Source organism: uncultured Bacteroides sp. (assembly GCF_910578895.1).
Classification (GTDB): Bacteria; Bacteroidota; Bacteroidia; order Bacteroidales; family Bacteroidaceae; genus Bacteroides.
The window spans coordinates 1-14115 of record NZ_CAJTSC010000028.1 but is presented as its reverse complement, the minus strand read 5'-3'; the positions used below and the strand labels follow the sequence as shown (position 1 = coordinate 14115).

Annotated in this window: 12 protein-coding genes; 2 read left to right on the top strand and 10 right to left on the bottom strand. The window is 51.0% G+C overall.

Annotation, left to right across the window (positions count from 1 at the left end):
• Positions 1–129: 129 nt before the first annotated feature.
• Both QZ327_RS08645 and QZ327_RS08640 read left to right on the top strand, forming a co-directional pair.
• Complete coding sequence (locus QZ327_RS08645; RefSeq protein ID WP_294618671.1) at positions 130–1200, top strand: SMP-30/gluconolactonase/LRE family protein; 1071 nt, start codon at positions 130–132, stop codon at positions 1198–1200.
• A 41-nt stretch (positions 1201–1241) separates the two neighbouring features.
• Positions 1242–2639 (top strand): polysaccharide lyase 6 family protein, encoded by a 1398-nt coding sequence (locus tag QZ327_RS08640; protein WP_294618670.1) that lies wholly within the window; start codon positions 1242–1244, stop codon positions 2637–2639.
• A 185-nt stretch (positions 2640–2824) separates the two neighbouring features.
• Here the strand turns inward: QZ327_RS08640 and QZ327_RS08635 are convergent, their stop codons facing one another.
• The 10 genes from QZ327_RS08635 to mnmA all read right to left on the bottom strand — a co-directional run bounded on the left by QZ327_RS08635 (position 2825) and on the right by mnmA (position 13880).
• Entirely contained in the window at positions 2825–3889 is a 1065-nt protein-coding gene (locus tag QZ327_RS08635; protein WP_294618669.1) for an SGNH/GDSL hydrolase family protein, read from the bottom strand.
• A gap of 43 nt (positions 3890–3932) precedes the next feature.
• Positions 3933–5456 (bottom strand): Gfo/Idh/MocA family oxidoreductase, encoded by a 1524-nt coding sequence (locus tag QZ327_RS08630; RefSeq protein WP_294618668.1) that lies wholly within the window; start codon positions 5454–5456, stop codon positions 3933–3935.
• Positions 5457–5669: 213 nt separating this feature from the next.
• Positions 5670–6770 (bottom strand): Mrp/NBP35 family ATP-binding protein, encoded by a 1101-nt coding sequence (locus QZ327_RS08625; RefSeq protein WP_294618667.1) that lies wholly within the window; start codon positions 6768–6770, stop codon positions 5670–5672.
• Between the two features lie 167 nt (positions 6771–6937).
• Positions 6938–7696: a tRNA (guanosine(46)-N7)-methyltransferase TrmB gene (gene trmB / locus QZ327_RS08620; RefSeq protein WP_294618666.1), complete on the bottom strand. Its 759-nt coding sequence runs from the start codon at positions 7694–7696 to the stop codon at positions 6938–6940.
• A 113-nt stretch (positions 7697–7809) separates the two neighbouring features.
• Positions 7810–8421, bottom strand: a complete 612-nt coding sequence (locus QZ327_RS08615) for a DUF975 family protein (RefSeq protein ID WP_294618665.1) — start codon at positions 8419–8421, stop codon at positions 7810–7812.
• 43 nt (positions 8422–8464) lie between these two features.
• Positions 8465–9484, bottom strand: coding sequence for a branched-chain amino acid aminotransferase (locus QZ327_RS08610; protein WP_294618664.1), 1020 nt, complete (start codon positions 9482–9484; stop codon positions 8465–8467).
• A gap of 366 nt (positions 9485–9850) precedes the next feature.
• Positions 9851–10060, bottom strand: coding sequence for an exodeoxyribonuclease VII small subunit (gene xseB / locus QZ327_RS08605; RefSeq protein WP_294618663.1), 210 nt, complete (start codon positions 10058–10060; stop codon positions 9851–9853).
• An 8-nt stretch (positions 10061–10068) separates the two neighbouring features.
• Positions 10069–11322, bottom strand: coding sequence for an exodeoxyribonuclease VII large subunit (xseA, locus tag QZ327_RS08600; protein ID WP_294618662.1), 1254 nt, complete (start codon positions 11320–11322; stop codon positions 10069–10071).
• Between the two features lie 75 nt (positions 11323–11397).
• Entirely contained in the window at positions 11398–12774 is a 1377-nt protein-coding gene (locus QZ327_RS08595) for a S8 family serine peptidase (protein ID WP_294618661.1), read from the bottom strand.
• Positions 12775–12806: 32 nt separating this feature from the next.
• On the bottom strand, positions 12807–13880 hold the full coding sequence (gene mnmA, locus QZ327_RS08590) for a tRNA 2-thiouridine(34) synthase MnmA (RefSeq protein ID WP_294618660.1): 1074 nt from the start codon (positions 13878–13880) through the stop codon (positions 12807–12809).
• Between the last annotated feature and the right edge of the window lie 235 nt (positions 13881–14115).

Here is a 14115-nt window from a genome sequence, read left to right as displayed (position 1 = left end):
GCGAAATCCGCGCCTTATTTTCGGATATTGAAATAAAAATCCAAATGATTGAGATAATTCTAAAACCGAAAGCTGAAAATTCCCCGTACTTTTGCTTGCAAAGAAACATCACAAGCTAAAAAACACATTATGAAAACAGCATGCTTGATAACCGGATTATGCCTGTTGCTACTGACAGGTTGCAACTCCGCCGACCGGACAAATAAGAAACTACAAGCCAGTACACTGTTTATCGAACTGCCGGAATATTGCCCCACTCCGGACGGCATGGCGATAGCCCCCGATGGAAACCTGATATTGGCATGTCCCAACTTTGCCGACCAAACCATGCCCGCCTGCCTGATGCGAATTACTCCCGACAAACGGATTTCCAAATGGATAGACGTGCCAGTGCTGCCCGAAACGGGCGTTGCCTGCCCCATGGGGATTGCATTCAATGAAAAAGGAGATTTATACGTATGCGACAATCAAGGCTGGACGGGAAGCGAGCAGGGACGCGGCAAAGGACGCTTGTTAAAATTAATATTCGATGCCCGGGGAGAATTGCAAGAGACGGTAACCGTGGCATGCAACATGGAACACCCCAACGGAGTACGGGTGCATCGCGGGAAAGTATATGTCACCCAAAGCTCCCTGTCCGCCATCCCGTCGGAAAAACTGGTGAGCGGCGTATATTGCTTCAACGAAGATGACCGTGACGTAGAGATTACCAATACGCTGGAGGATAAAAACCTGCTGGCAACAGTAGTCACCCGAAACCCGCAAGTGCAATACGGGCTGGACGGCATTGTGTTCGACAAGGCAGGCAACCTGTATGTAGGCAATTTCGGCGACGGCGCCATCCACAAAATCACTTTGAATAAAAAGGGAGAGGTATTGTCCAATGCGGTATGGGCGCAAGACAGCACCCAACTGACCACTACGGACGGCATCTGCATGGACGAGAAAGGGAATATGTATGTAGCGGATTTCTCCGTAAACACCATTGCCCGCATCACGCCCGACGGGCAGATTACCCGAATTGCCCAAAGCCCCGATTGCGACGGCAGCAACGGCGGGCTCGACCAACCCGGAGAACCCATCGTATGGAACGGGAAGCTGATTGTGTCCTGTTTCGACATAGTGACAGGTCCGGACAAGGTAAACACCGGGCACGACAAACCCTACACGCTGGCACAGCTGGAATTGGAAAGCGAATGACAAGCATTCACGACAAAACATATCATAAATATATTCGGAACATGAAAAAGATTTGGATACTGCTTTTTTGCTTAGGCAGTCTAACCGTTCAAGCAAAAGATTACTACCTGACACCTGCCGAAAGCGGCAAGCTGAAAGAGATTCTAAACAACGGCACCCTGCAACCGGGCGATGAAGTGGTGCTACGCGACGGAGTGTATGACAGTTTGGAAGAGTTGGACTTCTTTGCCCACGGCACAAGCACCGACTCCATTACGTTGCGCGCAGAGCATGCGGGAAAGGCGGTCATATCGGGAGCACTGAAAATGAGGGTATGCGGAGAGTACCTGCAAATAGAGGGGCTGTTTTTCCACAAGGCATGGGCGAAAGATTTCTCCATGATCGAGTTCAAAGAGAAGAACGGCGTATATGCTTCCCATTGCCGGCTGACCAACTGTGTGATAGACGACTGCAACGACCCGAAGAAAAGCGAAAAATCGGTGCAAGGGGTATTGCCCATGACGGTAAGCGAGTACTGGGTATCGCTGTATGGGACAAACAACCGCGTAGACCACTGCTATTTTGCCAACAAACGCGTCGGCGGGCTGGTGCTCCAGCTATGGTTGAACGAGGATGTCCACTTAAACAACCACTTGGTGGACCACAATGTGTTCGGAACACGCCAACCCTACGGAGGAAACGGCGCCGAGATTATCCGTATCGGCCACTCCTGGTCTTCCCAATTGGAGTCTCATGCAATAGTAGAAAACAACATATTCCTGCATTGCGACGGGGAGAATGAAATCATATCCGTCAAATCCGGTCATAACATCCTGCGCCGCAACCTCTTCTTCGAGTCGCGCGGCGGCTTGGTCTGCAGGCACGGGCACGATAACGTAATAGAATCCAACACGTTTGTGGGCAATGACATCCCGGGCACCTGCGGCATCCGCCTTATCAATCAGGGACACACGGTGTATGACAATCTGATATGCCGTACGGGCGGTTTCGGACTGCTGGTACGCATGGGAGTGTACGAACGTCCCGATGCCAATACCGATATCAAAAAAGAGCCGCTCACCTCTTATCACAGAGCCGAAAACATCGACGTAGCACACAATGCCTTTGTAGACTGCAAGATAATAGACTTAGGTTCGGGAAGGGGAGACAAAGAGCCCCGCAATGTCCGCCTGGCATATAACTATTTCGGCAACAAGACCAACAATATCCGGATTTCCAGTCCCGAGAAGACATTGCCGGGTTTCAACTTCATGGATAACCGTTACTTCTGGGCAGACCGCTCCACATACGGGCAGTACGGATTTATCTCCCTGCCGCAAGCGGAAGATTATAGCGCAAAAGAGCGGACAAGAGTCTTGGAAAGCCTGAAAGAGACGGGAGCGGCGTGGTACTCCGGCAATGCGAAAGACATACGCTACATTGCAGGCAAATACCGGTAATGCAGTCATTTCACTTATACAAAGCAGAGTTCATACAGAATAAGAAACAGGGTAATTGAAACTCTCACTACTGCTCTCAATTATTCCAATAATTTCTATTCCAAAGGATAAAAACAATTACCGTACTGTCATTCTTCGCTGCGCCCTGAATGACAGTACGGTATGATAGAATATTCTCTCCTTACCTATTTCATATATTTCTTCAACACCGGATACAGCATTTCCGCATAGCGCGTAAATCCCAAATCCGTAAAGTGCACCCCGTCTACGGTTGCCTCTCCGTCATGCCCTATCATCTTTTCGGAAGAGAGCAGATGGATGTTCTTCTCGCCACGCGCTTTCAGAGAGCAGAAAACGGCATTCAATACCGCGTTCTTATCTTCCACCTCTTTGGCAACGCTCCTGTTGAAACGGGAGTGGGTGAACAGCGGGTTTTCCACAAAAAGTATGGGAGTATGCGGATGTTTGCTGCGGATAATGGCGTAGAACTCACCGGCACGCTCCTTTATCTGCTCCACGGTGGCATTCGGAACGAAATCGAGTACAAACACCGAAGCATCCACCTCCGCCATCACGCGGGCAATCTCCAAATCCAGCAAGGCATTGCCGCTAAATCCTAAGTTGATGCACTCGCGGTTGAGCCGGCGTTCCAGAATATTGGTGTGTGCCATTCCGGGACGCGAAGCACAGCCGCCTTGCAGGATGCTGGTGCCGTAGAATACCAGCGGCTTTTTGCGTACCGGCAAATCCACTGCCGGACCGCCAATCAGAGACAACGAATCGACACCGATAGAGAGAGAAACCACCCCGTCATATAAGGAGAGATACAGGAGGTATTCCCGTTCCTCGGGCAGCATATCTTTCACGATTGTTGCCTGGTTGACCTTTCCTTGCGGGCGTCCGCTGCCTGCAAACACCCATTTGCCGTCTTGCAGGCAATACAAGTCGAGTCCTTTGATGCCTGTGGCAGTCATGTGGTTCATATTCATGTTGCGCAGCACTTCCCATTTGGCGGCAATACGGGTGGAGTTGGAGCGGAAACGTATGGCAAGCCCGGCGCTGTTGCGTCCCAATTCCCACAAAGGTTTGCGGGAAATATGCTGCAAGGAGTCGGGCAGGCGTTCGTAGCGCGTAAGGGTATTCCCGGTGGCTTTCCCCAAAAGGGGGAAAGCCGAAGCATCGTGAAAAACGGTTTGCGCCTGGACGGACAAAGCCAGCAGCAGGTTCAGAAGAATGAACGTTATTTTCATACTACGGATGATGTTAGTTGGTCACTTTCGTACTACGGAGACGTTAAATGCCGCCCTGCCCTTTCAGCCTGGCAGTAAACGCTTTCGCCTTTTCCATAGCGGCGGCTTCTTCTTCGGGACTTGCATAAGCATGCTTGTAGCCCTTTATCACATTCCACTCGCCACGGGTAAAGTCGGGGAATGCCACCGGAGCGCAATTATTGTCCATGGAAAGTTCGCCCAGTTCCGCCAAACTGCACCACTCTGCCAAATCGTAGACATCCATGTCCAAAGGCAAACCGTTTTGCAGGCAGTAGACCAAGCGGCTGTCCATGATGAAGTCCATACCGCCGTGTCCGCCGACCTCCTTTGCCATTTCACCGTATTTCTTCAGAATAGGATGTTGGTATTTGGCGACAAGCGCTTCCATTTCCGCTGCCGGCAGGAAACCGTGCGAGTCCAAATCGTCCACCTTGGGCTCCACGCCCGAAGCAGCCAGCTGGTCGGCATCGAGGGCATAGCCTTTGACGGGATATTTATTGGCAAAACCTTTGGAACCGGTCAACTGGTACAGACGGTTATAAGGCTGGGGAGTCATCACATTATGTTGTATCTCGATTACCTTGCCGTTGGCAGTACGGATGAGCGTTGTGGTGTGGTCGCCGTTGCGGAAGCTGTTGCAAGCCGTATCCGTGCGCGCCTCGACCAAAGCCTTTCCTACGACCGATTTGGTATCCATAGCAACCAATGTCTGCATCCGGTCGCCACGATGGATGTCGAGCGCCTGCGCCACAGGACCCAGCCCGTGGGTGGCATACACATCGCCACGATGCCGCATGTTATAGTCCAGGCGCCAGCCCAGTTTGTCGCCTTCGCCGTTTTTCCAATAATGGTTCCAGAACGGGCTCAGGTTATGGATATAAGCGCCTTGTGCCCGGATCACCTCGCCGAAGACGCCTTGCTGCGCCATGTTCAGCGTATTCATTTCGAACCAGTCGTAGCAGCAATTCTCCAAAATCATGCAGTGCTTGCGGCTCTTCTCGCTCATGTCAATCAGTTCCCAGCACTCTTTCAGGTTCATGGCGGAGGGCACTTCGATAGCCACATTCTTCCCGTTCTCCAACGCACACATCGCCACGGGGAAATGGTGCAGCCAGTCGGTAGCGATATACACCAGGTCGATATCATCGCGCTTGCAGAGTTCCTCGTATCCCTTCTCGCCGGAATATACCGCCGCTTCGGGCATGGATGCCTGCCTCAGGTATTTCTGGCATCTGTCGGCACGCTCCTGTTCGTAATCGCAGAGCGCCACGACCTGCGTGCCGGGAATGTGCGTGAAACGTTCCACAGCCCCGGGACCACGCATCCCCAGACCTACGAAGCCTACGCGCACCACTTCCATTTTAGGAAGTGCCAGCCCTATCACACTTTTCTGCCCTGCCGGACGTTCGGGAGTCTCCACGACAATCGTTCCATTCTCCCACTGCCACCGGGTCCCCTTGTCGTTGGTCTGCACGGTGGATGTCTGCGACGAACATGCGCATAACGCCACGCACATGCCTGCCAATAAAACCTTTAAACTTTTCATACTTACTTGGATTTAGAGCCTGTTTAAATTTTGTCCGGCATCCTTTTGAGCGTCCTTTTCGAGAATGTTTTCCTCTTTTCATTCGTCACATAGCCCGCTATGCTCTTCATAAAAAGAAGGAAACAGACCGGAAAGAGGTTCAAAAGAAGCTGAAGAAAATCTTTTTGAAGAAAATTCAAACAGGCTCTTAAAGTTAACAATACGGATATCTTTCTACTTATGTGTCTCCACAATCCTGGTGGGTGCCATTTCCATGTTCCGGCGGTCTACCTGGCGGACTACGGCGGCAGCCAGTTGCAAGAAAGCGCGTCCGGTCATGGTGTTCTCGTCCAAAGCCACGGGAGTGCCCTGGTCGCCACTCTCGCAGATGCCTTGCACAATGGGGATTTGTCCCAGCAAAGGAACATCCATCTCCTCTGCCAGCCGTTTGGCTCCCTCTTTGCCGAAGATGTAGTACTTGTTCTCGGGCAATTCGGCAGGCGTGAACCATGCCATGTTCTCAACCAGACCGAGAATAGGCACATTCACCTTGTCGTTGATGAACATGTTGATGCCTTTACGGGCATCCGCCAAAGCCACCGCCTGCGGCGTGCTGACCACGATGGCACCGGTCATGGCAAGTGTCTGCACCACGGTAAGGTGGATATCGCTGGTTCCGGGCGGAAGGTCTATCAGGAAGTAATCCAGTTCGCCCCAATCGGCATCGGCAATCAACTGTTTCAGCGCATTGCTTGCCATGCCGCCACGCCACAGGGTGGCTTGGTCGGGGTTTACAAAGAAACCGATGGACAACAGTTTGATGCCATATTTTTCAATCGGAACAATCAAATCACGTCCGCCGATATTCTCGGCATACGGGCGGGCATCTTCCTCGCAGAACATCTTGGGCATGGAAGGACCGAAGATATCGGCATCCAGCAAACCTACCTTATAACCCAACTTGGCGAGCGAGACAGCCAGGTTTGCCGAAACGGTAGACTTGCCTACACCGCCCTTGCCGGAAGAGACACCGATGATGTTCTTCACCTGCGGCAGCAGTTTGCCAACCTCGGGCCGTGCCGCCTGACGGCTTTCCGTGGCAATCGTCACTTCCACTTCCGGCGATACATACGTATGTATCGCAACCTCGGCAGCTTTTACCACCGATTTCATAAAGGGGTCTGTCGGTTTCTCGAAAATCAACGAGAAGCTGACTTTCATCCCGTCGATACGCAGATTGTCGGCAACCATTTCAGCCTCCACAAGGTTCTTCTTGTTGCCGGGATAACGCACCGTTGCCAGTGCATCCAATATTAATTTAGGGTAAAGGGTCATGTTGAATTTTGAATTATGAATTTTGAATTTAAGAGGGGGCGGCTTCTGTCAGACACGGCTGAGGAACAATCACGGACAGGCGCTTTCCATACGTTTCATTCATTTACTGATTTGCATTCGTTTGCCTGCCTACATTCATTTGCCTGCATTCATTTACCGGTCTGCATTCATTTGCTGGTCTGAAGCCCGCTACGCTTGCTGCGGTTGTAGCTGCGATACTCATCGAACTCTATCTCCACATCGGGCTCTTGCAGCTCTCCGCTTTGCGGAAGCCGGAACTTGATGTACTTTATGGTCAGCCCGCGGTCCAGCCACTGTTGTTCGTAATAGGTGCGGATGCCAAGGATGTCGTCCACCAGTCTGGAGTGATAGAGGTCATCGGTGATAAACTCTACCGGAAGCCCGTTCTTCTCTATCATATACTTGGTGTAAGTGAACATGAAGTTACTGTCGGTCTTTACGTGGACAATTCCGCCATCTTTCAGGAATTTGCGGTAACGCTCCATAAAGTAGGTGGACGTAAGGCGTTTGGTGGCTTTCCTCATCTGCGGGTCGGAGAAGGTGAGCCATATCTCGCTCACTTCGCCCGGCGCAAAGAAGCGGTCGATGATTTCGATGTTGGTACGCAGAAAGGCTACGTTCTTCATATCCGACTGCAAGGATTCCGTGGCTCCCGTCCACATGCGGGCGCCTTTTATGTCTACGCCGATGAAGTTCTTGTCGGGGAACATGCGCCCCAGTCCTACGGTATATTCTCCACGGCCGCAACCCAGTTCCAGCACAATCGGATGGTCGTTCTTGAAGAACTGTGAGTGCCAATGCCCTTTCATGTCAAACGGAACGTTGTCCACAGCCGAGTACGGATATTCGAACACATGCGGATAACCCGCCATATCGGCAAATTTCTCTAACTTGTTTTTTCCCATTTCAATCCTGATTAGGCCGTAAAGGTACTGATTTTGGTGCAACCGGCAAAAAGAAATGGAGCACAGATTTCTCCATGCTCCATTCTTCTATGATATTGGACGATGCGTCCCGATTAAACCGCAGCGCTTGCTTCCGCATTGGCACCTTGCTGAGCTTTCAGATCTTCATAGAAAGCTGCATGGGCAGTATGCACGTAAGGCAACAGGAAGAATAGACCGATACCGAGCGTGAGGATAGACAGGAAGAACCAGCCGATAAAGCTCAAATCAAGCGTGAACAGTTTCATTCTGTTGTTCTCCATCATAGCCATACTCTTTTCGATAGCCGCGTTGTTTTTCATTTCCGGCTCTTCTTTCAAGATATAGTCGGTCATTGCATAAGAGTAATACTTCATAACTCCCGGAACAATCAGCAACATTGTCCACAATGCTGTGTAGATTTGCTGAAGCAACTTGGTTACCAGAATACGCGCATAGTCATGGAAACCTTCGAACAGCACCTCGATATCGACTTGTTTGCCTTTGAGCACACCAAACATCAGGATAGCCAAACCGTATGCAAGCGGCAGTCCGACAAACAATGAAGCCAACCGGCCTACGTAAGGAACAGCAGACAAAGCACCGATAACAAAGCAATAAATAAGTGCAGCAACAGCTGCCATAAGCCACTTTCCTTGAAGTGACTCACGTGCCTGGGCACGCAATTCAGAATTTTGTTTTAACATAGCGAATAATATTAATTAAATGTGTTATTTATAAGATAAATGGTTATTCTACAATCGTCACCCAACCATGCGTATCGGGTTCGTCGCCATACTGGATGGCACGCAACTTATTATACAGCTTCGTGCAGACAGGTCCCGGTTTGCCATCTTTGGCAATCACGTATGACTTACCGTTCTCCACATCGTCGATGCGTTCTATCGGGCTGATGACAGCGGCAGTGCCGCAAGCACCCGCCTCCTCGAACGTCAGCAGCTCCTCTTCGGGCACCGGACGGCGCTCTACCTTCATGCCCATATCCTCTGCCAGTTGCATCAGGCTCTTGTTGGTGATAGAGGGAAGGATGGAAGTGGATTGCGGAGTAATGTATGTATTGTCCTTGATGCCGAAGAAGTTGGCGGCACCGCACTCGTCGATATATTTCTTCTCTTTGGCATCCAGATAGAACTCGCAGGCATAACCCAGGTCGTGCGCTTTCTTATTGGCACGCAGGCTTGCCGCGTAGTTGCCGCCTACCTTATAGACACCTGTGCCCAAAGGCGCGGCACGGTCGAACTCGCGGATAATGACGTACGGATTGGTTGAGAAACCGCCCTTGAAATAAGGACCTACCGGAGTTACAAACACTACAAACAGGTATTCGTTTGCCGGATGCACGCCCACTTGCGCGCCCGTACCAATCAGCAACGGACGGATATACAGGGAAGCTCCCGACTCGTAAGGCGGAATGAAACGTTCATTCAACTTCACGACCTTGAGAATCGCCTCTTTAAAGCGCTCCGTCGGCAGTTCGGGCATCAGGATGCCACGACAGGTGGACTGCAAACGGGCAGCATTCTCTTCCAAACGGAAAACGCGTACCTTGCCGTCTTTGCCGCGAAATGCCTTCAGGCCTTCGAAAGCTTCCTGGCCATAGTGCAGACACGTGGCAGCCATGTGCATAGGGATAGTCTCCTCGCTGCATACTTCCAATGCGCCCCACTGTTCGTTACGATAGTAAATTCTCACATTGTAATCTGTCTTCATATAGCCGAACGGCAGATTAGCCCAATCCAGTTCTTTCATATCTCGCTCGTATTAGTTGTTCTCTTTTGTTATTATCCGATATATTACAAGTACACCGAAACTAAAAAAAGCCTGTTTTGGTCTTTCTTTCAAATATTTCGTCTGCTTCTTTGGGAATTTCTCAAAGCAATACTGAACAAAAAACGAACAGGCGCTTACTATTTGCCACAAAAGTAGTGGTAATTCTCCATACTTCCTAAAGAAACGCCGTTTTTTGTCGACAAAAGATTAAAAACACGGCTTTTTCCCGTACATGCCTGCCATGACAAAAGCATGACCCGCAAGAACTTTATAGAAAGGTGTCGTATGCTCAATGTGGTGGAATACCTCTTGTTGTGCCTCCGTGACCGAAAGCGCCATATCCGCCTATTCCTCCTGCCTGTCCGCCAAGAGTTTCTTGACTTCACAGTCTGCCTTTGTCAACTTATCGTTACAAAATGCAATGATTTCGTTCGCTTCTTTTATCTTTTCGGCAAGTACGTCTATTTCCAGTTCATTGTTGTCTATCTGGCTTACTATTCTCTCCAACCGTTCCATTGCTTGGGAATAGGTTTCTTTTTTCTTGGGTGTAGGCATAGGATTATTTATTTTTTGACTTTTGACAATTCATCGGTTACTACCGAAACCACTTCTCCTTTGTATAGGCGAGTGGTGATTCTGTCTCCCTCGTTCAGAAGAGTGGCATCTTTTACAACCTTACCGTTTTTGAGCGTAATGCTGTAGCCGCGCGCCAACTGTTTTTCGGGAGAAGCATCCGCCAACCGCTGCCGGAGCAGTTCCAGCCGATGTTGGCGATGAGACAAAAAGGCGGTAGCAACCTGCACAATATCTTTCCGGACAGTGAGCAAGGAGAGTTTGGCATCCGATATGCGACTATAAGCGGCAGAAGGGATGCGGTTCTTACAGGATACCAACCGCTGATGCTCTTGCACCAGCAGATTTCGGACACCGTCGTATAAACGGCAAGCCAGCGATTCCAAACCATCGGCAGCGTCATTCATGCGGTTTATCAGAAATTCTGCGGCAGCGGTAGGAGTCTTGACGCGGGTATGGGCTACGGAATCAATCACCGTGTCGTCACGTTCATGGCCGATACCGGTGATGACAGGCAAAGGAAACTGTGCGCAAGCAGCCGCAAGCAGGTAGGTGTCAAATCCGGAGAGGTCGGAAGTAGCCCCTCCGCCACGGATAATCACAACCACGTCAAAACTGTCCGGACGGGAGTTTATCTTATCCAAAGCAGCCAATACAGACTCTTCCACACGGTCGCCCTGCATCAATGCCGGAAACAATTCCGTATGGAAGTAAAAACCTCTCGGATTATTTTGCAACTGATGGCAGAAGTCACCGTATCCGGCAGCTGTCGGGGAAGAGACCACTGCAATGCGTTGCGGCAGGAGGGGGATTTCCAATTCCTTGTTCAGCGTGAGCACTCCTTCCTCTTCCAGTTGCCTCAGTATCTCTTTACGGCGGCGCACCATGTCGCCCAAAGTATAAGTAGGGTCTATATCCTGCACCGTAAGGCTATAACCGTAAAGCTCGTGGAAACTGACAGTGACCTGCACCAGCACTTTAATGCCCGAAACAAACGCCTGCCCCGTAGCTTCCTCGAAATAAGGCTTCAACAGGCGGAACACATTCGACCAGATTGTCCCTCTTGCCTTTGCCACCAGGCTATTGCCGCGGACATCTTTCTGCACAAACTCCAGGTAGCAATGCCCGGTACTGTTGGTACGCACATCACTCAACTCCGCCTGTATCCAATAGGTGTCGGGCAGGCACTGTTCCAAACTACGGCGAACCAAAGCATTCAGTTCATACAAAGACAAGGTTTCCATATCACCATCCTTCAGTTTATTACCGATTTAATCCGCTTATTATCAAATCAATCCGATTATTACCAGTTCAATCCGTCACTCGCCTTTTCCGGACAGATACATCCGATACGCTTTCCACATGTCGGGCACACCGTAACCGTAGATATTATCCGGACAGTCGGCACGGTCGCCGGAAGCGCGGACCAGTTCAAGCAGCTCTTTCGCCGTGAGCCGGGGGCATGCCTGCCACAAGCAAGCCACCATCCCGCATACGACAGGCGAAGAAAAGGAGGTCCCGTTCGCCTTGCCCTGATTTCCGTCCGTACGGATTACATCCGTTCCTTCGCCTACCGCCACGACATCCGGTTTGATCCGGTTATCGGCGGTATTGCCGATAGAGGAAAACGGAGCCAATAGCGCCCGCTTGTTTACGGCACCCACGGTCAGCACATTCTCCGCATCGCCCGGCGGGGTTATCTTCTTCCAAGAACCCATGCCCGAATTGCCGGCGCTGCACACCAGCACCATGCCCTTGTCGGCTATGCGCGAAGCCTGGCGAGACATCAAGGCATGACGTCCGTCCAAATCGCGGTATGTATAGTTCTTCGACTTATCATCGAAAGCATAATATCCCAAAGAGGTGTTAATCACATCAACGCCCACGCTGTCTGCAAACTCCACGGCGGCAGCCCAATAGTCCTGCTCCACCAGATGTTCGGAATATTCGTCTTCGCTGCGAAGCAACCAGAAAGAGGCTTCGGGCGCGGTGCCCGTCATTACCCCCGGCAGATTCATGCCTATGCAGGAGAGCACGCTCAACCCGTGACTGCTTTCGGCAAACAGGTCCGCCCGGGGATTAACAAAATCCTTTACGCCCAACACGGTGATATTCCGCATTGCCGTTATCCTGTCCAGGTTATGAAATCCGGCATCAATCACCGCAATCGTCATTCCCTGCCCTCTGAATCCGGCATCATGCAATTTATCTCCATTGCTCAACCGGATTTGGGTGATGGCGGGCCCGTAAATACTGTCGGCATATAGCTTCGGCGCATTCATCACAGTATCACGCGTTGCAGACATCGTCTCTCCGCCCGTTTTCGGAGCACTCCACACCTTCTCCGTGGCGCGCACGAAAGGCAATGCGGCGATACGGCCTATCAAAGCAGTGTCATTGCAGGACACCGTAACAAAATTGTCCCACTTTCCGGCAACCACAATCTTCACCCCCTGCCGGCGTATCTCGTCGACATACTTACGGCACACCGGAAGGTCGGTAGAGTCGATTGCCAGATTTTGTTTCTGGCGCCTTGCAATGGCTTTCTCCGAAAGAAACCGTTCCGGATGTTGCAAGGAGTATGCGGTGGCAGCCTTGTCCTTTAAACTAATGCGATATTTCAACGTATCTTGTTGTGCCGCCACACTTGCCGCAAGCAGCACCAAAGCCGAAAGAATAGTCAATCTCTTACTCATCAAATCTCTCTTATTTTCTAAATTTCAGTCTTCTAATTTCCTATATACATGCCGATGCCGCGTTGCGAAGCGATAAACGAACCGCCTGCCACCCGCTTCCCGATATAGAACACGGCAGACTGCCCGGGCGCAATGGCAGACGCTTCCGATTGGAAATGCACCAGCAGGCGCCCGTCTTCCAGGCGCTTCACCGAACAGGGAATCGGTTTGCTGCGATAACGGATGCGCACCGTCAGTTCCTTGCTTCCGAAAACCTCCGCCTCGTCAACCAGGCTGTCCTGCTCCGCAAGCATATATTCCGTCCGGAGCTGTTCGGCATCTCCCAGCATCACCGTATTTTTCTGCGGATTGATTTTCAGCACATAAGCCGGTTTTCCCAATGCTATTTCAAGCCCTTTACGCTGCCCGATGGTGTAGTAAGGAAAACCTTTATGCTCTCCCAGCTTCACCCCTTCCGCATTGACGAACCATCCCGGACCGACTTCACGGTCTATTTCCGGAGAGTGTTCGCGCAGGAAATCCCTGTAATCTCCCTTTATGAAGCAGACTTCCATGCTCTCTCCCGACTCGGCTTTCAGCGCATAGCCCTTGTCGCGCAGGTAATCGCGCACTTGCAACTTGGTATACGTCCCTAACGGAAAAAGGCAACGCCGCAACACGTCCTGCCCCAGCCGCCAAAGAAAATAGGACTGGTCCTTCTTGTCGTCGTTGCCGGCAACTATATATACCTTCCCGTCCCGCTCTTCCAGGCGGGTATAGTGTCCGGTGGCAATGTAGCGGCAATCCAGCCTGTCCGCCCACTCCGTAAGGATACGGAACTTGAACAGCGGATTGCACATCACGCAGGGATTGGGCGTCCGTCCCCGGCGGTACTCATCGATAAAGTTGCGGACAATCACATCGCGAAAAGCTTCCCGCTCGTCCGCCACATGATGCTCAATGCCCATGTTTCGGGCAAGTTGGCACGCTTCCGACGGCTCGTCTCCCCACACCCACATCGTAAGGCCGATTATCTCGTAGCCTTGCTCCTTTAGCATCAGACATGTAGCGGTACTGTCGATGCCGCCGCTCATGCCAACCAGCACTCGCTTTTCTGCTTTGTTCATATCATTCATCGTTTAGCTTGCAAAAATAGGGGTTTTCAAGTAGAAGACAGAGAAACGGCATGCCTTTTTAGTAAGACTTCACATAGCCGCATACAGTTTTCCATAGTCAGGCAGGATTGAATTACGATTTTTCAGGAGCCATCAACCGATATACCGGCTGCTTATGCCATTGGACTTTAAAAGCCTGTTTAAATTTTGTCCGGCATTATTTTGAGCGTTCTTTGCGAGGATGTTT